The sequence below is a fragment of the Streptomyces sp. cg40 genome (genome assembly GCF_050320165.1).
Lineage (GTDB): Bacteria > Actinomycetota > Actinomycetes > Streptomycetales > Streptomycetaceae > Streptomyces > Streptomyces hokutonensis.
On the sequence record NZ_CP190128.1, the window covers coordinates 10,478,277 to 10,500,761 of the forward strand.

A 22,485-nucleotide genomic window follows, 5' to 3' on the forward strand; every position below is an offset into this window, starting at 1 on the left:
CTGGCCGCGCTGTGTGTCGCGAAGAGCGGGGCTGTGCGCGGGTCTTGGCCCGCCCTACAGCCCGGCGACCAACTCGGCGACGACCTCCAGCGCGTCGTAACGGCCGAAATCGTCTCGCAGTTCGCCCGCGCGCCTGCGGTGTCCGGGTTCCGTCAGAACCGTGCGTACGGCGGCGAGGATCGCCTCCCGTGACGGTGTCCCGGTGCGCAGGTCGACACCGGCACCGCTCCACGCGACCCGGGCCGCGACCTCCGGCTTGTCCTCTCCCGCTCCGCCCACGACGAGCGGTACCCCGTGCCGCAGAGCCGTGTGCACACCCCCGTACCCGCCGTTGGTGACCAACACCGCGGCGTGGAGCAGGAGTTGATCGAGGGGCAGATATCCGCCGACGCGCGCGTTCGGCGGTACGGCACCGATTGCGGCCGGGCCCTCCGGGCGTCCCGTCGCCGCCACGACCAGGACGTCCTCACCAGCCAGCGCGTCGATCGCGGGACGGACGAGCTGGGTGAGATCGTCGTTGGCGAACGAGCCCTGGGTGACCACGACGACCGGCCGCGTCTCGTGCTCCAGTTCCGACCACCAGTCGGGGAGTTCCCGGGGCTGCTGGGGCGCGCCGGGCAGCGGTCCGGCGAAACGGAAGGTGGGCGGCGCGTCACCACGCGGGTACTCGAAACCGGGGACGGTGAGCTGGAGGTAGTGGTCCGGCACGGTCACCATGGAGTCGAGGATGAACCCGGGCAGTTCGGTGCCGCTCTCCCCGAAGTTCTCCTCCAAGTGCCGCTGGGTGTCGGCGAACAGCTCCCGGACCTGTGCGTTCATCGACCGGTGCTGGTTCTTGGCCTGGTTCCCGATCATGGGTGGCATCGCCAGGCCGAGGGGCGGCGCGTCGTCGCTGAGCAGGGTCGGCAGGGTGATCCCCACACCGACCACGGCCGGCCGGTGTCCGGGCGGGGCGGACAGCGCGAGGGCGGTCGCCCCGAAGAAGAGCGGTTCGCTGATGACCACGGACGCCGGGAATCGGGCCAGCAGAGCGCGCAGTGCGCGATATTGGGCTGCGGTCGGGTCGCCGAAGATGTACTTCAGGTCGTACTCCAGCTGCGCCGGACCCGCCGGTATCGCGGCGCGCTCGGGGAAGTAGACGTCCAGTTTCCGGTCGTCGAAGTCCGCGGCCGGGGGCAGCGACACATGGCGGGCGCCCGCGGCCCGTACGTCGTCGGCGAACCGTGCTCCGGTGAGCACATGGACCTCGTGCCCGCGGCGGACCAGATCGGCGGCGATGGTGAGGACGGGCTGGACATGGCCGTGGAACGGCGTTGCGGTGGCGATGACTTGGGCCACGGGGAACTCCCTGCGATCGAAACCAGTGGGCTGGGACGAGATCGTAGGAAAGCGGTGTGCGCAGAAAGTGGGGTGGAAAGTGCGGGTCTCACAGGTCGGTGGTGCGTGGTGGCCACACACACCCCACGGGTTGTCCGCCGCGTAGGCATCCGGCGTCGAGAGCGATGGCCCGGGCGTGGCCGTGGGTCGATTTCCCGGCCGTCGTCGAGTTCCACCTCGTCGGCCGCTTCATGCTCGATCAGCTCGTCGAGCACGGGCAACCGCTGGACCGGCCCCGGCGCGGACTTCGGCGGTGCCGTCATGGACGAACGTCCGCGGGTTACCGGGTCAGCCCCGAATCGCGGGCGAGACCGGCGAGTTCGGCGCGTGAGCGGAGTCCGACCTTCTTCTGGATCCGGGACCGGTAGGTCTCGATCGTGCGGACCGAGAGGTTCAGGTTCGCCGCCATCTCGGGATTGGTGTAGCCGAGCGCGAGCAGCCTCAGGATTTCCAGCTCGCGCTCGGACAGCGACAGGACGGCTCCGGCCGCGAGGCTCCGAGGCTGCGGCCTGCCGTCCACCAGTGCCGCTCCCATCGTGGGATCGACGTACCGCATGCCGCTCGCGACCTCGCGTACCGCGCGCAGCAGTTCGACGTCCGCCGCGGCCTTGAGGAGATAGCCGGCGGCGCCCGCCGCGAAGGCCTCCCGCACGTAGGCGATGTCGTCGTGCATCGTCAGCACCAGCGCACGACTCGCGCAGCCCGCCGCCCTGATCCGCTCGATGGCCGTGATTCCGCTCTCGTCGGGCAGGGTCAAGTCCATGACGATGACATCGGGACGCTCGGTGAGGGCGGCCTCGACAGCGGCGGCGGCCGTGCCGGCCTCGGCCACGACCACGATGTCGGGTGCTTCGTTGAGGATGCGCCGAAGCCCGCTGCGCATGATCGTGTGGTCGTCGCAGAGGAGTACACGGCACGGCTCAGACAAGGGGTACCTCCAAGACGATGGCAGTGCCCTCACCGGGGGTGGAGGTCACCCGCAGGACTCCGCCGACGAGTCCGGCGCGCTCGCTCATCCCGCGCAGCCCGAGCCCGCAGGGGTGCCCGCCGGTCGGATCGAAGCCGACGCCGTCGTCCTCGACGAGCAGTCGGAGGCGACCGTTCTGCCGGGCGATCACGACACTGCATTCAGCCGCGTTCGCATGACGCGCGACATTGGTCAGCCCCTCCTGCACGACGCGGTACGCGGTGGTCTCGATGTCCGTGGGCAGCCGGTCGCCGTCGTCCAGGTCGACCACCTCCAGCCTGGTGGTCACCGAGCCGCCGACCGCATTGACGACGAGCCGGCGCAGCGCTGCGACGAGCCCGAGGTCGTCCAGGACGGCGGGGCGAAGGTCGAAGGCCAGCCGTTGCGCGGTGCGCAGTCCGGCGGTGACGGCATCGCGCAGTTCCGAGGTGTTCGTGAGGACGACCGACCGAAGGTCGGCCGCGGGCCTGGCCACGCAGTCCTCGATCAGCCGGATCTGGAGCAGCACCGAGGTGAGCGCCTGGCCGATCTCGTCGTGCAGATCGCGCGCGATGCGCGCACGCTCCGCCTCCTGGGCACCGATGACCCGCGCGCGTGACTCCCGATGCAGCAACTGACGTTCCATGGCCGCACCGGCGAGCCTGGCGATGAACTCGGCGAGCCGTTCCTCCTCCTCCCCGAACAGTCGGCCGACCTGCGAGTGCGAAGCGAGGAACCAGCCCGTCACCTCGTTCCGTACGATCACCGGTGCGCAGAGCAGCGAACGCACACCGGCGAGAATGAGACTGTCGCCGATGTCGTGCTCGGCGTCGAACGGTTCACTGACCACGATCGGCTGCCCGCGCTCCGCGGCCCGCTGAGCGACCACACGTCCCGTGACCGGTCCGGTCGGCGCGTCGACCGGCCACATGCCGTCGTCGGGACCGAGGCCTACGACTATGCAGCGGTCGGCGCGGAGTATGGCGGTCGCCGTCTGCCTGACCGCGTCCGTGATCGCCTCGGGAGAGTCGGCGGAGGCGAGCAGGGCCCCGGCTTCCAGCAGGGACGCGAAGCGGTCGGCCAGTCCCAGCGTGGGTGGGTCGGCCGGGTCGGTGGGGGTGTTGAAGTCGGCGGTGCTGTCCTCCGGCACGGCCGAGCGCGGCATCGGCAGGCCGAGGCGCCCGCACTGCCGGCGTGTCTCGGCCAGTTCCGCCCAGGCTTCCTGCCGTACGGCCGCGGCGGCGCTGCCTTCGGCGAGGATGTGCGCGCGCCGCGGTCGGCCTCGCAACGCCGCGACGAGCGCGGCCTCGCGCAGCGCGTGCGGTCGCTCGCCCGGGTAGATCAGCGCGTGGTGTTTCGCCCGCCGTGCCGAGGTCTGCGCCCGGCGCAGCATGCGCCTGCGCGTAGCGGGCACGAGGGCGCGTTCGGCGAGTTCGCGGTGGAGCGTCGCGAGCCACGAGTACACCGGCACCAGGTAGGCGCTGGTCGGCCAGGACCGGTGCACCCGGCGTGCGGTCTCCTCCAGGCATGCGGCGGCCTCCTCCAGCCTGCCGGCGTGCCGGAGGCGGAGTGCCTCGGCCTGCGCGGCCCCGGCCGTCACCTCCAGGTCGAAACCGCGCAGCCCCAGCGCGCGCCGGGTCTGCGCGGCCGGCACCTGTCCACCCGTCGCCTTCGCGATCACCTCCAGAGCGGTCACCTCGGCGTTCACATCGCCGATCTCGACGCCCACCCGGTGGATACGGCGGGCCTCCTCGACGGCCTCGCCGAAGCGGCCCAGCCGGTAGAGGCACAGAGCGCGGTTGCGTGAGGCGTAGCTGACCTCCCAGCGGTCGCCGAACTGGCCGAGCAGCTCCGCCGCCCGCTGTGCGGACTCGGCTCCCTCCCGGTAGCGGGCGGCGGCGAGGAGGACGCAGGTCCGCATGCTCAGGGCGTGGCCCTCGCCGCGCAGGTCGTGCCGCGCCCTGCTGAGTTCGAGCGAGCGGTCGGCGTAGCGCAGTCCGCTGGGCGAGAGGGACGGGAAGGTGAGCGCCGTGGCACCGCCCCAGACACCGTAGGAGTGGGCCAGCTCCGGATTGTCCGGGCAGCGTTCCGCGACGTTGACCTGTCGCAGCATCAGCCACATCGCGTCTATCCGGCGGTCGTGGAACCAGCGCGGATACTGCAGCTGTGTGTAGAGGTGCGATCGCACCAGCTCGCGCTCCCGGGCCAGGGCCCTGCGGGGCGCGCGCCGCATGCGCAGACCGCCGGTGGCCATCCGGCGCAGGATCTCCCACAGCAGGGAGAGGACGACCATGACCGTCCCGGTGGGAATCCGTTCGCCGAGCACCCGCAGCCCGGCCTCACTGTGGCGTACGGAGGCATCCAGGTTGTCGGTCCGGAAGAGCAGCTCGCCGAGCTGGCCTTCGAGCCGCGCCACGCCGACGTCGTCCTCGGCCAGCGAGAGAGCGAGCTCGAATCGTTCGGCTGCCTCGTCGTAGTGCCCCCGGAGGGTGAGGATCTGCCCCAGGGCCTCGGCGACCCGGGACCGTACCGCGGGATCGGCCTCCTGGGCCCCCCGCTCGGCGATCCGGTACTGGCGCTCGGCCAGTTCGAAGTCGTGGCGGGCACGAGCGGCGGCGGCGGACTCCATCGTGTAGCCGAGCGCCTGTCGAGGCTCGCCGGCCGCGTCGAAGTGGTAGGCGAGCTCGAACGCCCGGGTGGGGTCGGAGGCCTCGATCTGCTCGGCAGCCCTGTGGTGCAGTGCGGCGAGCTCGGTGTCACCGAGGTCGGCGAGCAGGCTCTCCCTCAGCCGGTCGTGTACGAAGGTGCAGTTTCCCGCCGCGTCCAGCCAGATGAGGTGGCGTTCGACCGCCTGTCGGACAACGGCGTCCGCATCGGGGGACACGTCGGGTTCCGTCGCCCCGGCCAGCAGCGCGGCGAGCCGCAGGTCGAAGGTCCGGCCCAGAACCGCTCCGGCCGCGAGCAGCCGTCGTGTGCCGGGGGCGAGCAGCGCGAGTCGCTGGGCGAGAATCGCCGCCGCCTCCCGCGACGCCCGCCAGCCACCCGGTGTGGGACTGAACCGCCATCCGTCGCCGCTCGCGGACAGCGCACACGATTCGACCAGGCCGCGCAGCACCGCCGAGACCATGAAGGGGTTGCCCTGGGAGAGGTCGATGACGACGCGAACCGCTTCGTCGGGCACGACACCCGCCATCGACGTGACGATCTTCCTGATCTGATCGGCGTCCAGGCCGGGCAGGCGCACCCGCTCGGCGCCGGGAAGCCCGGCCATGAGCCGGGACACGGCTCCCTCGTCGGGCCGCACCGCCAGGACGACGAGTACGTGTCCGGGGTCGGCGGCCTCGTCGGACAGCCGCTCGAACCACTGGTGGAGGACCTGCAGGGTGAGCTCGTCCACCCACTGGCAGTCGTCGAGCGCCACCACGGCCGGTCGGTCGGCCGTGCCGAGTGCGCTGAGCAGGTCCACCAGCGCGGTGACTGTACGGGCCCGGGCCAGGGTCTCCGACACGACCGTGGTGCGCTCCGGGCCGGGCAGCACCGCGGCGAGTTCGGGCAGAGCCTGCCGGAGGGGTCCGACGGCGTCGCCCAGCCGTTCGACGAACGCCGACAGCTGACCAGGACGGGCGGTGATGTCGGTGACCACCCCGGCCAGCACCTGCAGCGGGTGCTGGGCCGCCAGCTCGATCCCCTGGCCGCGTAACACCCAGGCGCCCGCGCCCGCGGCCCGGCGGCAGAACTCGTCGAGCACCCGCGACTTGCCGCCGCCGGACTCCGCCTCCACGACCGCCAGTCGGCTCGTACCCGCTCCGGCATCGGTGAGGGCACGGTGCAGTGTCGCGAGTTCGCTCCCGCGCCCGGTGAGGGCAGGCTCGGTCAGGGACTGGCGCCAGTCGTGCGAGCCGACCGCGACGTCCGGCTCGGTCACCCCTCGGCACAGCGCCTCGTCCAGGTCGACGAGGTCGGCGAGCGCCGCCTCGGCCGAGCGATAGCGGTCCTGGGGATCCTTGTGCGTGAGCCTGCGCAGGACCTCCTCCAGCGCGTGGGGTGCCCGCACACCGAGTCCACCCAGCGGCGGCAGGGGAGTCGACAGGTGCTGGCGCAGGACGTCCCGGACCTTGGGCTCGTCGAAGGGCGGCCGCCCCGCGAGGCACTCGAACAGTACGATGCCGACCGAGTAGAGGTCGGCCCGGCCGTCGACGGGCCGGTCCAGCACCCCTGACTCCTCGGGCGCCATGTACCGCGGGGCGCCGGCCGCCCGGGCGCGGAGAATCCGGGTCAGCGCGGGGCTCAGGGCGAACCCGAAGTCGACGAGCGTGACAGTGCGCACCGGCCCGTCGCTGTCGACGATGATGTTCTCCGGCTTGACGTCCCGGTGCACGGCACCGTGGTTGTGGATGGCGGCGAGCCCGGTCAGCAGGGTGCGCCCCGCTCTGACTGTCTCGGCAAGAGTGAGGGGGCCGGAGGCCAGACGTTCGCGCAGGGTCACCCCTTCGGCATGGGGTACGACGACGCGCAGCCGGCCGTCGACATGGTCCACGTCGACCGCCGTGACCACTTCGGGGCAGTCCAGTCCCCGCAGCGCCCCGCGTTCCTGTGCGAGGTGGGCCCTCGTCCCGGCCGGGAGCGGGCTCGCGTCGACGCTGTGCACGAGCACCGTCGCGCCGGTGCCACGGTCCACGGCCAGCAACGTCTCGTCCGTCGGTGTCCGGTTGAGGACCCGAACCGTCGCGTAGTCGGACGAGCGGTGGGCCGGTATGGAGGGGTGATTCACGGCTTCCTCCCCCGCGCCGATCAACGTTGATCGACGTTGATCCGAAACGTGACTTTACATGTTGTACATCTTTTCGACCGTGGTGTTGTCCGTGTTTTCCCCGGACTTCCGTGCGGTGCAGAGGAGTAGTCACCCCGCTTGGCCGGTCCCGTGGCCGGGGTCACGATTGCTGCTGCTGGACGCGGTTGCCGGAAAGTGGCAGCCGGTACCGGCCTTCGCTCTCTCCAGAAGGGTGTGTTCGCATGCATTTCGGAGTTCTGCTGCTGTTCGCCAACGCCGCGTCTTCTTTGTCGGACGGGGAGTTGTGGAAGGCGGAGATGGATCTCGGCGAGTATGTGGAGGAGGTTGGCTACGACTCGGTCTGGGTGCCCGAGCATCATTTCGACCGGCCCTATTGTGTGTCGCCGGATCCGCTGCAGGCCCTGACATATCTGGCGGCCCGGACCAGCCGTATCCAGCTGGGGACGGGCGCGGTCATTCTGCCCTGGCACCGTGATCCGATCCGGCTGGCCGAGCGGATCAGCATGCTGGACGTGTTGTCGGACGGCCGGCTGCAGTTGGGGCTGGGCCGGGGGCTGGCCCGGGTCGAGTACGAGGGTTTCGGGATCGCGATGGACGAGTCGCGGGAGCGGTTCAACGAGTCGGCCCGGACGCTGCTGGCCGGTCTGGAGACCGGGGTGATCGAGCACGAGGGGAAGCACTTCTCCCAGTCCCGGCGCGAGATCTTCCCCAGGCCGGAACGGAGTTTCCAGGACCGGCTGTTCACCATCGCGATGTCGCCGGAGTCGACGGTGGCGATGGCGGAGATCGGCGGCGGCCTGATGTGTTTCAACTACCAGTACCCCATCGAGCAGCAGGCCGCCCAGTTCGACACCTGGCGGGCCCGCTACCGGGAGGTGCAAGGGGCCGAGCCGCCGCCGCCGACGCTGCTCGACTTCGCCTACTGCCATGCCGATGCGGAGGTGGCGGACAAGACGATGCGTCAGTATCTGTCGCGCTTCTACTCGGCGATGGTCGATCACTACGAGTTCGACGGGAAGCATTTCGGTGCGTCGACGGACTACTCGTCGTACCAGTCGGGGGCGGACATGCTCCGTGAGTACGGCCGTGAGGCCGGTTTCGAGGCGTTCTACGACCTGCAGTTGAAGGGGTCGCCGGAGCAGATGGTGGAGACGTTGCTGCGGCGCCGGGAGTTGTGCGGGGAGTACCGGCAGATGCTGCTGGTCTCCTACGGCGGGATGGATTACAAGGACGTCAAGGAGAGCCTGCGGCTCATCTCCGAGGAAGTCATTCCCGAGGTCAACCGGCGGGCGGCCGTGTCCTCGCCGGCGGGCGTCAACGGCTGATCCGGCGCGTGAAAGGACTTCTCCGATGCCCGACACCCCGGAGTACTGGAACCCACGACGCGAACTGCGCGACCCGGCCGAACGCGACGCGGCATCGCTGTCGCAACTGCGCAAGCAGCTGGAACGGGCCTACACGCTGCCGTTCTACCGCCGCCACTGGGACGCCGCCGGATTCCAGCCGGACCAGGTCCGCACCTTCGACGACTTCACGAAACGCTGTCCGATCATCACCAAGAAGATGCTGGTGGCCGACCAGGCGGAGCACCCACCCTTCGGTTCTTACCTGGGGATGAACCAGGAGGACATCTGGCGCATCCACGGTTCGAGCGGCACATCGGGCACACCGACGATGTACGGGGTCGCGAAGCAGGACTGGGACCACGCCCGGGAGATCTTCGCGATCACCCACTGGGCGTCGGGCGTGCGCCCGAGCGACATCGTGCACTTTGCGTTCCCGTTCGGCCTGTTCTTCGGCGGCTGGGCGATGCTCTACGCGGCCGAGTCCACGGGCGCCACGGTGTTGCCGATGGGCGCGGCGGACACCCGCCGCCACATCGAGATGATCTACAAGATGGGGTGCACCGTCATCGAAGGCACCCCTTCCTATCTGCTGCACATGGCCGAGGTCGCCCAGGAGCTCGGCTACGACACGAAGGCCTCGCCGCTGCGGGTGTTCCTCTCCGGCGGCGAGCCCGGCGGATCGATCCCCTCGACGCGGCGGCGGCTGCTGGAGACCTGGGGCCTGACGACGGTGTGCGACGCCGGCTCCACCTCGGAGATGTTCCCCTTCGTCACCAACGCCGAGTGCGACCGGATGAACGGCATGCACGTCTACAACGACGAGGTCTGGACCGAGATCGTGCACCCGGAGGATCCGGCGAGTCGGGTGCCCGAGGGGGAGACCGGCAACATCGTCTACACCCACCTCTGGCGGGTCTCCCAACCCATGATCCGGTTCGCGTCGAACGATCGCAGCTTCCTCACCTCCGAACCGTGCGCCTGCGGGCGCACCTACCCGCGGATGCCCCGCGGACTGCTCGGGCGGGCCGACGACATGCTCGTCATCCGCGGCGCGAACGTCTTCCCCTCGGCGATCGAGCACGCGCTGCGCGAGGTCGACGGGCTGGGCCTGGAGTTCCGCATCCGGGTGTTCCGCAAGGGCAGCCTGGACGAGATCGCGGTCGAGGCCGAGATCGCCCCCGACTTCCACGGCTCGGCCGAGGAACGGGAGCAACTGCGCCTACGGGTCGCCGACGAGCTCAAGCACCGCTGCCTCATCCGGATCCCGGTCACCCTCGTCGAGCCCGGGACCTTCGAGCGTGCCGTGCTCAAGGCCCGCCGGGTGATCGACGAGCGGCCTCAGGAGGACGCCGCATGACCACGGAGACACCCCGGATCGACATCCTGGGAGAGCGCGCCGTCCGGGACCCCTACGGAGCCTTCGCGCCGCTGCGCCGTGACAGCCCCGTCGTCTGGGACCCGCAGTACCGGTCGTGGTTGATCACCCGGCATCGGGACGTGTCCGCGGCGCTGCGTGACGACCGCTTCTCCTCCGACCGGATCGCCCCGTTCATCGAGCGCAAACTCTCCGAGCCCGGCACGGACCCGTTGGTACGCCAGGCCTTCGAGGTGCTGCGCAACTGGATGGTGTTCCAGGACAAGCCGAGCCATCTGCGGCTGCGCGGCCTGGTGAGCCGGGCCTTCACCCCGCGCGCGGTGTCCCGGATGCGGGACCGGGCGGCCGAACTGTGCACCGAACTGCTCGCGGGGATCGGGAATCGCGACGAGTTCGATCTCATCGCCGAGGTCGCCTACCCCCTGCCCGCCGTGGTGATCGCCGAGATGCTCGGCGTGCCGCCCGAGGACCGGGACACGTTCAAGCACTGGTCCGACGAGGTCGCGCCGCTGGTTTCGGCCGGGCTCGACGACCCGGACCGCTACGCCCGTGCGGCCGCGGCGATGGACGCGCTCGTCGCGTACTTCTCCGGGCTGCTGCGCCGCTATGAGGCCCAGCCGGCCGACAACCTCATCTCGGGGCTGATCGAGGCCCGGGACGCGGACGACACCCTGACCGAGGCCGAGGTCGTCGCCACCTGCACCCTGCTGCTGTTCGGCGGCCACGAGACCACGGCGAACCTCATCGCCAACTCCGTGCTCGCGCTGCTCCAGCACCCCGACCAGTTGGCCGCGCTGCGCGACGGAGAAGTCGATGTGCGCCGCGCCGTCGAGGAGTTCCTGCGCTTCGACGGGCCGGGAAAGGCCGTCGTACGCGTCATGAGCGAGGACGTCGAGTTCGGCGGCGAGCTGCTGCGCAAGGGACAGCGGGTGTTCCTCGTGCTGGCCGCGGCGAACCGCGACCCGGAGGTGTTCGACGACCCGGACGTGTTGCGGCTCGACCGGTCGCACAACCCGCATGTCGCCTTCGGGTTCGGTGCCCACCACTGCCTGGGGGCGGCACTCGCCCGGCTGGAGGCCGGCGTCGCGGTGCCGATCCTGGTGGCCGGACTGCCCGGAGTGCGGCTCGCCGAGCGGCCGTTGCGCTGGCAGCAGGTGTTCCTGACCCGCGGGCTGCGGGAGTTGTGGCTGAGCGCGGACGGAGCCACGCGATGACGACGGCACTGGCCGCGTCGACGCTCCCGCGCGTCGACGGGCCGAGCGGCTTCTTCTGGACCTCCGGCGCCGACGGGACGCTCCGCGTGCTGCGCTGCACCGGTTGCGCGCGGCTGCTGCATCCGGCGGTGGAGTTCTGCCCGGACTGCGGCGCGGGGGAGCCCGTCGTGGCATCCGTGTCCGGGCAGGGCACGGTCGTCGCCTGCACCCTCGACCGGCACCCGTTCTCGCCGGAGTTCCCGCCGCCCTACGTCGTCGCCGTCGTCGCTCTCGCCGAGGATCCGCGGATACGACTCACCACGAATGTCGTTGGCTGCGACCCGGAGGACGTCACGGTCGGTCTCGCGGTACGGGTGCGATTCGCGCGGGTCGACGACGTGTGGCTGCCGCTGTTCGAGCCGTCCACGGCGGTCGTGGCCCCGGTCGCGCTGCCGGAGCCGTCGGTCACGGTGCGTCGGCCCGCGACCCGCGAGCGGTTCGAGCGGCGGGTCGCGCTGACCGGCGTCGGACGATCGGTGTTCGGCCGGCGGCTCGGCCGTACGCCGTTGGCTCTCCAGGTCGAGGCGTGCCGGGCCGCGCTCGACGACTGCGGGCTCACCGCTTCCGATATCGACGGGGTGTGCGCCTACCCCGGCACCATAGGCCTGCCCGGTGTGTCCGAGGGTGGTGTGCGCGGGCTGGAACAGGCCCTGGAACTGCGCCCGAGCTGGCACTGCGGTGCGGCGGAGGTACCGGGACAGGCCGGTGCGGTGGTCTCGGCGATGCTCGCGGTGGCGGCCGGTCTGTGCCGAAACGTGCTCTGTTTCACCACGGTGAGTACGGCGGCGGTACCGCGGTTACGGTCCGGCGGCGGTCGGGTCGGCGGAGAAGGCCAGTGGCGGTTGCCGTTCGGCGCCGTCTCACCGGCGCACTGGGTCGCGCTGTACGCCTCCCAGTACCTGGCGCGCTACCGCGTCGGACGCGATGCGCTCGGCTGGGTCGCGATCTCCGCGCGCAGGCATGCCGCACGCAACGCCGATGCCCTGCACCGTGACCTCCTGGACATGGAGAGTTATGCCGCGGCGCGCACCATCACCACGCCGTTCGGGCTGTTCGACTGCGACGTGCCGTGCGACGGCGCGGTCGCAGTCGTCGTCTCCGCGCTCGACCAGGCCAGGGACCTGCGACGACCGCCGGTGCGGGTGGAAGCCGTCGGCACGCAGCTGACGGATCCGCAGTCCTGGGACCAGGGCACGCTCACCCACCAGCCGGGTCTCTTCGGTCCGGCGGCGCATCTGTGGAGCCGGACGGACCTGCGGCAGGGCGACGTCGATGTCGCGCTGCTCTACGACGGCTTCACCTTCAACGTCCTGTGCTGGCTGGAGGCGCTCGGGTTCTGCGGGATCGGTGAGGCCGGCGACTTCGTCGTCGGAGCCGAGCGCATCGGACCAGGGGGTTCGCTCCCGGTCAACCCGCACGGAGGACAACTCACCACGGGCCGCAGCAACGGCTTCGGCCAGCTCGCCGAGGCCGTGGCGCAACTGCGCGGACAGGCGGGCGCCCGTCAGGTGCCCGGTGCCGAGGTGGCCCTCGCCACCTCGGGCGGGGGCATCCCCGCAGGCTGCCTGCTACTGACCACCGACCGTTGAGGACTCCACCGGGAGTCCGCCAGGAGCGGGAGTGAAACGATGATCGGCCCCGCCGACGACTTCATGATCCACCAGACCCACGAGCCCGTGCGTTTCGCGGGCACCAGCGACCGGCGCTTCTACGACCGGCACTTCCTCACCGGCCATTCCTGTGACGGCGCGGTGTTCTTCCTGCTCGGCATGGGCGTCTACCCCAACCTCGGCGTGATCGACGCCTTCGCGTCGGTCGCGGTCGGCGACACCCAGTGGACCACCCGCGCGTCGCGCGAGCTGGGCGCCGACCGGTTCGACTCCAGCTCCGTCGGCCCGGTCGGCCTGGAGGTGGTCGAGGGACTGCGCCGCCTGCGGTTCCGGGTGGCCCCGGGAGAGCACGCCGTCTCGCTCGACCTGAGCTGGGAGGGGGCGGTGCCGGCGTTCGAGGAGCCGCCGCTGTTCTCCCGCGTCGCCGGCCGGGTGATCGAGCAGGGCACCCGACTGATCCAGACCGGGCGGTGGACGGGGCACCTCACCGTGGCCGGGCAACGGTTCGACGTCGCACCGGACACCTGGTGGGGTGCCCGTGACCGCTCATGGGGGGTGCGGTCCATGGGGCTGCAGCGTGAGCCCGCCGGCATCGCGCAGGCCCACGGCCTGGCCCGGCAGCGGCCACCGCTGTGGATCTGGTCGCCGATGCAGTTCGACTCACGGACCGTGCACTTCAGCATCTCCGAGCACGCCTCCGGCGAGCGCGAGGTCGAGACGGTCCGGCAGGTGCCCACGTTCACCGAGGGCGGCCCGGTGCTTGAGCTCTCCGCACCCGAGCACGAACTCAAGTTCAACTCCGCCCGGGAGCTGCTCGACGGCTCGTCGGTCTCCTTCCGCGACGTCGACGGCACCCGACGCACCGTCACACTGGAACCGCTGCGGCGGGCCTATCTGCGGGCCGGGACCGGATACGGCGGCCCCGACCCGTGGCGGCACGGCACCCACATGGGGCAGAACTGGGTCGACTCCGTCTCCTACGACCTCGCCGACGAGGCCGTGACCGCGCGGATCGGCCCTACCCATGTGCTGTGTCGTATGACGACCGACACCGGGGAGGTCGGCTACGGGACCTTCGAGACACAGGTGTTCGGCGCGTACCCGGCCTACGGCCTCACGACATGACGGCGCCGGTCGCCGTGCGGACGCCCACCGGCGCGGACCTGGGCGCCGCCCTCGGCACCTACATCGCCGGGCGGCGGGGGCGGCCGGTCGTGGTCGACGGTCTGCGCCGGCTGGCCGGCGGCACCTCGCACGAGACGTGGGCCTTCGACGCGCACGATCCCGCCGAGGGCCGTACCGAAGCCCTGGTTCTGCGCCGCGACTTCGACCACCGCCCGCTCGACAGCGACCTCGGCACGGAGTTCGACCTGCTGCGCGACCTGCGCGCGAGTGGACTGCCCGTCCCGCGCCCGTACTGGTGCGAAGTGGACGACTCGCCACTGGGCCTCTCGTTCATGGTCCTGGAGCGGGTGGCGGGAACCGACATCCGCAAGACGCTCGCCGGCCGTGGCCGCGCTCCCGAACGCGCGGTGCTGGGGGAGGAACTGGTCCGACTGCAGGCGGACGTGCACGCAGCCCCGCTGCCCGCGGCGCTGGGGGAGGGGGCACCGCCCGCGGCGGAGGTCGAGCACTGGGCCACCGCGATCGCCGCGGCCAGCTCCGATCCCGGTCCGCTGATCACCGCGGCGCTCGCACGGCTCCGTGGACACGCGCCCGCTCCGGGCCGACCCGGTCTGGTGCACGGCGACTTCAAGACCAACAACCTGCTGTTCGGGGCCGACGGCACCGTCACGGTCCTGGACTGGGAGCTCGCCCACATCGGCGATCCCGTCGAGGACCTGGCCTGGACCATGCTGTGGACCACCGGGTCCGACCTCGTCGGCGGGCTGCTCACGAGCTCCGAGTACGTCCTCGCCTACGAACAGGCGAGCGGGCACGCGGTCGACCCGGAACGGCTCGCGTTCTGGCGCCTGCTCGCGTTGGTCAAGCTCGCGGCGATCTTCCTCACCGGCGTGGCGACGCCCCGGGACGGACGACCGGTGCGGCCGACCCTGCTGCTGCTCGGCCGATCCCTGGCCCATCTCGAACACGACATCGCCGGATGCCTGCGGGCAGCCCTCGCCGGAGGTGCACGATGACCGGCGCGTCGCCGAACACGACATTCCCGACGGGCACGGTGCCCACCGCGGGACTGGACACGCTCGCCCAGATACGCGGCTTCCTCGCCGCCGAGGTCGTGCCCGCGGTGCCGGCGGAGCTGGCCGGCGAGGTGCGGGCGGTGGTGAAACTGCTGCGCACGGTGGAGACCGAGCTGGAGTGCCGGCACGTGCTGCTGCGTGCCGAGATCGACGAGCTGCTCGCGCTGTGCGCCACAGCCCTGGCCGACGTACCGGCCGCAGTACCCGACGGCGAGCTCGCCGTGCTGCGCCGCAGGGCCGACCTCGACGGCGCCCCCCTCTCCCAACTGGACCGCCTGCACCGCGATGTCGGCGCGCTGACCGGGCAGATCCTCACCGCGCTCCAGTCCGTGCCCGACCGGCCCGCGGCCCGCACCGCCCTCGACCGGCTCTGTGCCGCGCTGGGCAGACACGCCGAGGCGCGCCTGCGCTGGCAGGCGGTCTTCCCCGTGGCAGACCCGGCCGCCTCCACGGAAGGAACCACCGCATGACCACGCTGGCTGAGCCTCGACTTCTCGTGAACGGCCGACTCGTCTCGGCAGACTCCACCTTCACCGTGGAGAACCCGGCGACCGGGAAGCCCGCAGGCCATTGTCCCGTCGCCTCGTCCGTTCTGCTCGACGACGCCGTCGACGCGGCACAGCACGCGGGGCGGGCCTGGGCCGCCGACCCGGCGAGCCGGAGGCGCGCGCTGGAGGCGATCGCCCGCGTGCTCACCGACAACGCCGAGACGCTCGCCCGCACACTGGCACGGGAGATCGGGCTCCCGATCAAGGACGCGGGCTTCGAGGTCGCCGCCGCGGCCGGATTCGCCCGGCACCGTGCCGCGACCCCCCTTCCGGTCGACGTGATCCACGACGACGAACGTCAGTCGGTCCGCGTGCACCGCGCACCGATCGGCGTCGTCGCCGCGATCGTCCCCTGGAACGCGCCCGTGATGATCGCGGTGGAGAAGATCTCCTCCGCCCTGGCCGCGGGCGACACCGTCGTCCTCAAGCCCTCACCGCTCGCGCCGCTCACCCTCGTGCTGCTCGGCGGCCTGCTCGCCGACGTGCTGCCGCCGGGGGTGCTCAACATCGTCGTCGGAGACGACGAACTGGGCGCCGCCCTCGTCTCCCATCCCGGTGTGGGCATGGTGTCGTTCACCGGCAGCACCGCCACCGGCCGGGCGATCATGGCGGCGGCGGCACCGCGGCTGCGCCGGCTCTCGCTCGAACTCGGCGGCAACGACGCGGCGATCGTCCTGCCCGACGTCGCCGTCGAGAAGATCGCGCCGAAGATCTTCGCCGGCGCCTTCTACCGCGGCGGGCAGGTGTGCGCTGCGATCAAACGGCTCTACGTGCACACCGACGTCGTCGAACCACTGACCGCCGCGCTGGCCCGAGTCGCCGAAGCGACCGTGCTCGGCGACCCGTTCGACCCGGCCACCACGATGGGTCCGATATCGAACGCGGCCCAGTTCGAACGAGTGCGATCCCTGGTCGACGACGCGCTCACCGCAGGCGGCACCGCCGTCACGGGTGGTGAGCCCGGCCCCGGACCGGGACTCTTCTACCCGCCGACGCTGGTCACCGGCGTCGGCCCGGACACCGCGCTCGTGGCGCAGGAGCAGTTCGGGCCCGCCCTGCCGGTGATCCCGTTCGACGACATCGACCGGGCCGTAGAGGCCGCGAACGCGACGGACTTCGGGCTCGGGGCGTCGGTGTGGACTTCCGACGTGTCGGCCGGCGCCGAGATCGCCGCCCGGCTCGATGCCGGCTCGGCCTGGGTGAACCGGCACGCGCTGGTGTCGCCCGAGGTGCCGTTCGGCGGCACCAAACAGAGCGGGGTGGGCCGTGCCAACGGGTCCGTCGGACTCGACCAGTACTGCGAGCTGCACACGGTCAGTGTCGCCCGGCCCCGCACACGGTGAGACGAAGGGAAACGGACATGGAGAAACTGTTCGAGGGCGGCGCGTTCTTCGAGGGGCCGCGCTGGCACGACGGTGCCTGGTGGGTCTCGGACCTCTACACCCACCGTGTGCTGCGGGTGGAGACCGACGGCACGGCCGGCGAGGCCGCGTTCGTCCCGAACCAGCCGTCCGGTATCGGCTGGCTGCCCGACGGGACCTTGCTCGTCGTGTCGATGAAGGACTCCCGCGTGCTGCACTGCGGCGCCGACGGCACCCTCCAGGAGCACGGCGACCTCGCACCGTACACCGTCGGCTACGCCAACGACATGGTCGTCGACCAACGGGGACGGGCATTCGTCGGCACGTTCGGGTTCGACCTGTTCGGCGGCGGGAAGCCCGAGCCCGGCGCCGTCTCCCGGATCGATCCCGACGGCACGGTCACCGTGGTGGCCGAGGATCTGCGGTTCCCCAACGGCATGGTCGTCACCCCCGACGGCTCCACACTGATCGTTGCCGAGACCTTCGGTTCCCGGTTCACCGCGTTCGCCATCGGCGAGGACGGCTCGCTGCACGAGCGGCGTGTGTGGGGGCAGGTGGGCAACGAGCCGTCGTACGACTCGATCGAGACGATCGTGCGTACCGACTTCGCCCCCGACGGCTGTGTTCTCGACGCCGAGGGACACATCTGGGTGGCCGACGCGCTGAACGGCCGGGCGGTGCGCGTCGCGCCCGGCGGGACCATCGTCGACGAGGTCCGGGCGCCGGACGGACTGGGCCTCTACTCCTGCACGCTCGGCGGCCCGGACGGCCGCACCCTGCTGGTCTGCACCGCGCCCAGCTTCGCCGAGGAGGAGCGCAAGGCCGCCAAGGAGTCCGAGCTCCACACCCACACGGTCGAGGTGCCACGCGCCGACGGCCGGCCCTGACGACAACCTGAGACGGACTCCTCCATGCCCTATGTGATCACCCAGCCGTGCTGCAACGACGCGTCCTGCGTCCCGGTGTGCCCGGTGGACTGCATCCGCCCCACTCCGGGTGATCCGCTGTTCCTGAACGCGGAGATGCTGTACATCGACCCGGCGACATGCATCGACTGTGGCGCCTGCATGGAGGTATGTCCGGTGGAGGCCATCCTCCCGGACGACGAACTCGGCGAGTCCGACAAGATATACGCGGATATCAACGCGGACTATTTTGCGAGGCACCCGCTCGAAGCGGATGCCGGACCGTCCGTCTCGGCGCCGTCGGCCCGAGTTCCCGGGCAGGAGGAGCCGCTGCGGGTCGCGATCGTGGGGTCGGGGCCGGCCGGTTGTTACGTCGCGGACGAGCTGCTCACCAACGTTCAAGGCGCCGTCGAGGTCGACATGTTCGACCGGCTGCCGACACCGTGGGGGCTCGTCCGGTCGGGTGTCGCTCCCGATCACCCCGGCACGAAGGCGATCACCGACCTCTTTCAAACGGTCATGTCCAAGCCGTCCTTCGCCTTCCACCTGAACGTCGAAGTCGGAACACACATCAGCCATCGGGAATTGATGTCCCACTACCATGCGGTCGTCTACGCGGTCGGCGCGTCGCGTGACCGCCGCCTCGGCATTCCCGGCGAGGACCTGCCGGGCAGTCGCACCGCCACCGAATTCGTCGCCTGGTACAACGGACACCCCGACTACGCCGGTCTGCGGTTCGATCTGTCCGGCGAACGCGCCGTCGTTGTCGGCAACGGAAACGTCGCCCTGGACGTGGCGCGCATCCTGGTTTCCGATCCCGATGATCTCGCCGCAACCGACATCGCCGATCACGCCCTGGACGCCCTGCGTCTCAGCAATATCCGTGAGGTCATCGTGCTCGGGCGTCGCGGGCCGGCCCAGGCCGCGTACACCAGCCCCGAGCTGATCGCCCTCGGCCATATGAAGGGGGTCGACGTGGTCGTCGACCCCGGCGATCTGGTTCTCGACGAGCACAGCCGAACGGCCGTGGAAGGCGCCGGCGCGCAGCCGTCGACGGTGCTCAGGACCAGGGTTGTCCAGGAGTACTCGACGCGTGTCACGGACCCGGCCCACAAGCGGATCGTGCTGCGCTTCCTCGCCTCCCCGACCGCGGTTCTCGGTGCGGAACACGTCGAGGCCGTTCAGCTGGTGCGCAACGAGCTCCATCGGACCGAAGACGGTTCACTGACGGCTCGGCCCACCGAACGGACCGAGGAAATAGCGACGAACCTGATCCTGCGTTCCATCGGATACCGCGGCACCGAGGTCCCGGGCGTCCCCTTCGACGAAGCACGTGGGATCGTCCCGAACGAGGGCGGTCGCGTCATCGACCCGAGGACCGGCCAGGCGCTGAGCGGCGTGTACACCGTCGGCTGGATCAAGCGCGGGCCCGCCGGCGTCATCGGCACCAACAAGAAATGCGCCCAGGACACCGTCAAGCTGATGCTTGAGGACCTCGTCGGCGGCAAGCTCCGACGCCCCGATCCGAGCTGTGACCGCGAAGCGTTGAACAGCCTCGTCGAGCAACGGCAGCCGGGCGCCGTCGACTACAAGGGCTGGCAGGCCATCGACGCCGCCGAACGCGAACGCGGCAAGGAACGCGGCCGTCCGCGCAGCAAGCTCACGGATGTCGAGTCCATGGTGGAGATCGCGAAGACGGACGGTGCCTCGGATACCGCGCTCGCCGGCCCTGTGCGCACGGACCGGCGGGATACCCCGTAGCGCGGATACCTCACTCGACGGGGCGCACGCCCGCGAACAAGGCACTTTCCTGGTCGGGCCGCAGGACCAGGAAAGTGCCCTCCGCCTCCACCAGGGCGACGTCCGGCTCCGCCGAAGCGGCGATCGAGCCGTGCACGATCCTCTTGCGCCCCTCGACGCCGGTCACCACGGCGACCAGCCGCAGCGGCGTCTCCAGGGGCACGGGCCGGCGGTAGCGAAGCTCCAGCCCGACGGTCATCGCGGACGGCCCGACACTGGTGCAGGCCCGGCCCATCAACTCGTCCAGCAGCATGGCGCTGACGCCGCCGTGCACGTAACCGGGCGGCCCTTCGTGGGCGAGCCCGAGCGTGCAGGTGCCCACGAAGCCGTGGTCGACCGCCTCCATCCGGACCGGGGGCGCCACCGGACTGCCCGCGCCGCTGACCGGGCTGTACATGCGCGGCCCCGTCCACGGCCGGTCCACCGAGGGCAGTTCGGCCCGCGTACGACACCGCACGGATAGCCGTTCCGCGAGCAGGCGTGCCTCCTCCGCCGCCCGGCGCAGGGTTTCGTCCGGGGCGCCGGTGCGTACCGCGGCGTCCACCAGGACGCGCAGTTCATGGCCGAGCGCGGCCACCGCGGCCCGTCTGCCGTGCAGTTCGTCGACTCCCGTGTTCCCCTTCACCCCGGTCACCGGCCGGTGAAGCGCGGAGCGCGCCGCTCGCCGAAGGCACGGACGGCCTCGGCCAGGTCGTCGCTGGACAGGAACGCGGCGTTCCAGGTCGAGACATGGCGCAGCCCGGCCTCGACGCGCGGCCCGCGGTCGAGGTCCAGGACCTCCTTCACACCCCGCACCACGAGCGGCGGGTTGTCCGCGATCCGCCGGGCCAGCGCACGGGCGGCGTCCAGTGCGGCGGCGCCGTCCGGGTGGACGTCGTTGACCAGGCCGATCCGCTCCGCCCGCGCGGCGTCGATGTCCCCACCGGTCAGCGCCAGTTCGCGCAGATGCCCCTCGCCGACGATTCCGGCCAGCCGTTGCAGGCTGCCCAGGTCGGCCACGACGGCGACCCTGACCTCCCGGACGCTGAACCTGGCGTCGGTGGAGGCCACCCGGACATCCGCGGCGGCGATCAGATCCACCCCACCACCCACGCACCATCCGTGGACCGCCGCCACCACCGGCGTACGACAGTCGGCCACCGCGCTCACGGCCGCCTGGAGTTCGCGGATCACACGCAGGAGCCGGGTACGGGGCTCCGCGGTCGCGCCCGGCGCCAGCATCTCCTCCCAGGCACCCATCATCGCCGGCAGGTCGAGTCCGTACGAGAAGTTGTCGCCGCTTCCCGTGAGCACCACCGCCCGGACCTCGGGGTCGGAGTCCAACTCCCGGAAGACCAAAGGCAGTTCGCGCCAGAAGTCGGGGCCCATGGCATTTCCTCTGCCCGGCCCGAGCAGGGTCACCTCCGCGATGTGCTCCTGCCGGTCGACTCGCAGGGACAGCAACTGCTGCTCAAGCGCGGGATCCGCCCACGATGTCACGGCTGATGATCTCCTTCATGATTTCGGTGGTGCCGCCGTAGATCGTCTGGACACGGGCGTCCAGGAAGGCCCGGGCGATCGGGTACTCCAGCATGTAGCCGTAGCCGCCGTGCAGTTGGAGGCAGCGGGCGGCGATCCTGTTCTGCATCTCCGAGGTCCACCACTTGGCCTTGGCCGCGTCCACGGCGCTGAGCTGCCCGGCGTTGAGAGCTCGTACGGCCTTGTCGACGTAGGCGCGTCCGACCTCGGTCTCGGTGCGCAGCTCCGCCAGCGTGTGACCGACGGTCTGGAACTCGGCGATGCTGCGGCCGAACGCCTCCCTCTCCCGTACGAAGTCCGTCGTCCAGCGCAGCATCGCCTCGGCGGCGGCCTGGGCGGTGACCGCGATGGACAGCCGCTCCCTGGGCAGCCGCTCCATCAGGTGCGCGAAGGCCCGCCCCTCGGTGCCGAGCAGGTTCTCGGCCGGCACCCGCACGTCGTCGAAGAACAGCTCGGCGGTGTCCTGGGCGTGCAGGCCGACCTTCTCCAGCTTGCGTCCGCGTGTGAAGCCCGGGGTGTCGCGCTCCACCAGGAACAGGGTCAGGTCCCGCTCGTCGGTGCGTGCCACGACGATCACCAGGTCCGACTGGATGCCGTTGGTGATGAAGGTCTTGGCGCCGTTGACCACCCAGTCGTCGCCGTCACGGACGGCGCTCGTGCGGATGCCCCGCAGGTCGCTGCCCGCCCCGGGTTCGGTCATAGCGATGGCGGCGATGGTCCTCCCGGTGGTCAGACCCGGCAGCCAACGCTCCTTCTGCCCGGGCGTGGCGAGATCGAGCAGATAGGGCAGTACGACGTCCTCGTTGAGCGAGAAGCCGGAGTGCAGCGCGGCGGCGCCGACGGCGACGAACTCCTCGGCGAGCACCGCCCGGAAGCGGTAGTCCTGCTGTCCGGCACCGCCGTACGTCTCCGGTACGGCCAGGCCCAGCAGGCCCTGCTTGCCGGCGGCGAGCCAGGCCGAGCGGTCGATCAGGTGGTCCCGGTCCCAGCGTTCGAGGTGGGGCAAGACCTCGCGGACCACGTACTCGCGGACGGTCTCGCGAAAGAGCTCGTGGTCCTCTTCGTAAAGGTCCGTTTCCATCTGGTGATCACCTTCGGTCGTGCGGCGCCGCGCCGTGCGGCGGATCTGGGTCGGGGAGTGTGACATCGAGGACGGTGGAGCAGGCTCCGTGACGGCGGTCACCTGTGCGGCGGCCGAGATCTCCGGGCCGGCGAGATGACCCCGCTCCGCCTCGGTCGACGGGCGTTCTATGGCTTCGTCGAAGTCACCGACAAGGTGGAGCGGCACCAACAGGTCGGCACCGGCCGGGCCGTCGGTGTCCTCTCGCGTGAGCGAAGTCGAGCGTGGGGGAGCGTGCCGGGCGTCGCGGGGCAGGCGGGGCTTTCGCAACAGGCCCTAAAGCGCGTTGCAAAAGGCCGTGAGATTGCAGGTCAGGGCCCGCCTGCTGCTGTG

General features: G+C 71.0%; 16 protein-coding genes. 10 read left to right on the top strand and 6 right to left on the bottom strand.

The window, feature by feature from the left end; all coding sequences use genetic code 11:
• Positions 1 to 54 precede the first annotated feature (54 nt).
• The 3 genes from ACQHII_RS47125 to ACQHII_RS47135 form a co-directional block, all read right to left on the bottom strand.
• Positions 55 to 1,338, bottom strand: coding sequence for a glycosyltransferase (locus tag ACQHII_RS47125; protein WP_427925089.1), 1,284 nt, complete (start codon positions 1,336 to 1,338; stop codon positions 55 to 57).
• 319 nt (positions 1,339 to 1,657) lie between these two features.
• Positions 1,658 to 2,338: a response regulator gene (locus ACQHII_RS47130; protein WP_427925090.1), complete on the bottom strand. Its 681-nt coding sequence runs from the start codon at positions 2,336 to 2,338 to the stop codon at positions 1,658 to 1,660.
• Positions 2,298 to 7,094, bottom strand: coding sequence for a protein kinase domain-containing protein (locus tag ACQHII_RS47135; protein WP_427925091.1), 4,797 nt, complete (start codon positions 7,092 to 7,094; stop codon positions 2,298 to 2,300). Before ACQHII_RS47135 ends, ACQHII_RS47130 begins: the two co-directional genes overlap by 41 nt.
• A gap of 242 nt (positions 7,095 to 7,336) precedes the next feature.
• On the opposite strand from ACQHII_RS47135, the gene ACQHII_RS47140 reads away from it, so the two are divergent.
• The 10 genes from ACQHII_RS47140 to ACQHII_RS47185 all read left to right on the top strand — a co-directional run bounded on the left by ACQHII_RS47140 (position 7,337) and on the right by ACQHII_RS47185 (position 19,475).
• Positions 7,337 to 8,440, top strand: a complete 1,104-nt coding sequence (locus tag ACQHII_RS47140; RefSeq protein WP_427925092.1) for an LLM class flavin-dependent oxidoreductase — start codon at positions 7,337 to 7,339, stop codon at positions 8,438 to 8,440.
• A 25-nt stretch (positions 8,441 to 8,465) separates the two neighbouring features.
• Positions 8,466 to 9,818 carry a phenylacetate--CoA ligase family protein gene (locus ACQHII_RS47145; RefSeq protein WP_427925093.1) on the top strand — a complete coding sequence of 451 codons (1,353 nt, stop codon included), beginning with the start codon at positions 8,466 to 8,468 and terminating at the stop codon, positions 9,816 to 9,818.
• Positions 9,815 to 11,050 carry a cytochrome P450 gene (locus ACQHII_RS47150; RefSeq protein ID WP_427925094.1) on the top strand — a complete coding sequence of 412 codons (1,236 nt, stop codon included), beginning with the start codon at positions 9,815 to 9,817 and terminating at the stop codon, positions 11,048 to 11,050. The genes ACQHII_RS47145 and ACQHII_RS47150 overlap by 4 nt, the downstream gene beginning before the upstream one ends.
• Positions 11,047 to 12,678: a thiolase C-terminal domain-containing protein gene (locus tag ACQHII_RS47155; RefSeq protein WP_427925095.1), complete on the top strand. Its 1,632-nt coding sequence runs from the start codon at positions 11,047 to 11,049 to the stop codon at positions 12,676 to 12,678. Before ACQHII_RS47150 ends, ACQHII_RS47155 begins: the two co-directional genes overlap by 4 nt.
• Positions 12,679 to 12,717: 39 nt before the next feature.
• On the top strand, positions 12,718 to 13,824 hold the full coding sequence (locus ACQHII_RS47160; protein ID WP_427925096.1) for a hypothetical protein: 1,107 nt from the start codon (positions 12,718 to 12,720) through the stop codon (positions 13,822 to 13,824).
• Entirely contained in the window at positions 13,821 to 14,840 is a 1,020-nt protein-coding gene (locus tag ACQHII_RS47165; RefSeq protein ID WP_427925097.1) for a phosphotransferase family protein, read from the top strand. The genes ACQHII_RS47160 and ACQHII_RS47165 overlap by 4 nt, the downstream gene beginning before the upstream one ends.
• Positions 14,837 to 15,370: a hypothetical protein gene (locus tag ACQHII_RS47170; protein WP_427925098.1), complete on the top strand. Its 534-nt coding sequence runs from the start codon at positions 14,837 to 14,839 to the stop codon at positions 15,368 to 15,370. The genes ACQHII_RS47165 and ACQHII_RS47170 overlap by 4 nt, the downstream gene beginning before the upstream one ends.
• Entirely contained in the window at positions 15,367 to 16,791 is a 1,425-nt protein-coding gene (locus ACQHII_RS47175; RefSeq protein ID WP_427925099.1) for an aldehyde dehydrogenase family protein, read from the top strand. The genes ACQHII_RS47170 and ACQHII_RS47175 overlap by 4 nt, the downstream gene beginning before the upstream one ends.
• A gap of 17 nt (positions 16,792 to 16,808) precedes the next feature.
• The gene (locus tag ACQHII_RS47180; RefSeq protein ID WP_427925100.1) at positions 16,809 to 17,696 is read left to right on the top strand and encodes an SMP-30/gluconolactonase/LRE family protein; all 888 of its coding nucleotides are present in this window, start codon (positions 16,809 to 16,811) and stop codon (positions 17,694 to 17,696) included.
• A 135-nt stretch (positions 17,697 to 17,831) separates the two neighbouring features.
• Positions 17,832 to 19,475, top strand: a complete 1,644-nt coding sequence (locus tag ACQHII_RS47185) for an FAD-dependent oxidoreductase (RefSeq protein ID WP_427925101.1) — start codon at positions 17,832 to 17,834, stop codon at positions 19,473 to 19,475.
• A 10-nt stretch (positions 19,476 to 19,485) separates the two neighbouring features.
• On the opposite strand, the gene ACQHII_RS47190 is transcribed toward ACQHII_RS47185, so the two are convergent.
• From ACQHII_RS47190 to ACQHII_RS47200, 3 genes are read right to left on the bottom strand one after another with little or no spacing between them, the layout of a single operon-like run.
• Positions 19,486 to 20,139: a PaaI family thioesterase gene (locus tag ACQHII_RS47190; protein ID WP_427925102.1), complete on the bottom strand. Its 654-nt coding sequence runs from the start codon at positions 20,137 to 20,139 to the stop codon at positions 19,486 to 19,488.
• A 5-nt stretch (positions 20,140 to 20,144) separates the two neighbouring features.
• Complete coding sequence (locus tag ACQHII_RS47195; protein ID WP_427925103.1) at positions 20,145 to 20,993, bottom strand: crotonase/enoyl-CoA hydratase family protein; 849 nt, start codon at positions 20,991 to 20,993, stop codon at positions 20,145 to 20,147.
• Positions 20,965 to 22,113 (bottom strand): acyl-CoA dehydrogenase family protein, encoded by a 1,149-nt coding sequence (locus tag ACQHII_RS47200; protein WP_427925104.1) that lies wholly within the window; start codon positions 22,111 to 22,113, stop codon positions 20,965 to 20,967. Before ACQHII_RS47200 ends, ACQHII_RS47195 begins: the two co-directional genes overlap by 29 nt.
• Positions 22,114 to 22,485: the final 372 nt, after the last annotated feature.

Bases quoted from the DNA above. Each gene is read 5' to 3' on its own strand.
- ACQHII_RS47140 (WP_427925092.1), top strand. From the start codon at position 7,337: ATGCATTTCGGAGTTCTGCTGCTGTTCGCCAACGCCGCGTCTTCTTTG.
- ACQHII_RS47145 (WP_427925093.1), top strand. From the start codon at position 8,466: ATGCCCGACACCCCGGAGTACTGGAACCCACGACGCGAACTGCGCGAC.
- ACQHII_RS47150 (WP_427925094.1), top strand. From the start codon at position 9,815: ATGACCACGGAGACACCCCGGATCGACATCCTGGGAGAGCGCGCCGTC.
- ACQHII_RS47155 (WP_427925095.1), top strand. From the start codon at position 11,047: ATGACGACGGCACTGGCCGCGTCGACGCTCCCGCGCGTCGACGGGCCG.
- ACQHII_RS47160 (WP_427925096.1), top strand. From the start codon at position 12,718: ATGATCGGCCCCGCCGACGACTTCATGATCCACCAGACCCACGAGCCC.
- ACQHII_RS47165 (WP_427925097.1), top strand. From the start codon at position 13,821: ATGACGGCGCCGGTCGCCGTGCGGACGCCCACCGGCGCGGACCTGGGC.
- ACQHII_RS47170 (WP_427925098.1), top strand. From the start codon at position 14,837: ATGACCGGCGCGTCGCCGAACACGACATTCCCGACGGGCACGGTGCCC.
- ACQHII_RS47175 (WP_427925099.1), top strand. From the start codon at position 15,367: ATGACCACGCTGGCTGAGCCTCGACTTCTCGTGAACGGCCGACTCGTC.
- ACQHII_RS47180 (WP_427925100.1), top strand. From the start codon at position 16,809: ATGGAGAAACTGTTCGAGGGCGGCGCGTTCTTCGAGGGGCCGCGCTGG.
- ACQHII_RS47185 (WP_427925101.1), top strand. From the start codon at position 17,832: ATGCTGTACATCGACCCGGCGACATGCATCGACTGTGGCGCCTGCATG.
- ACQHII_RS47200 (WP_427925104.1), bottom strand. From the start codon at position 22,113: ATGGAAACGGACCTTTACGAAGAGGACCACGAGCTCTTTCGCGAGACC.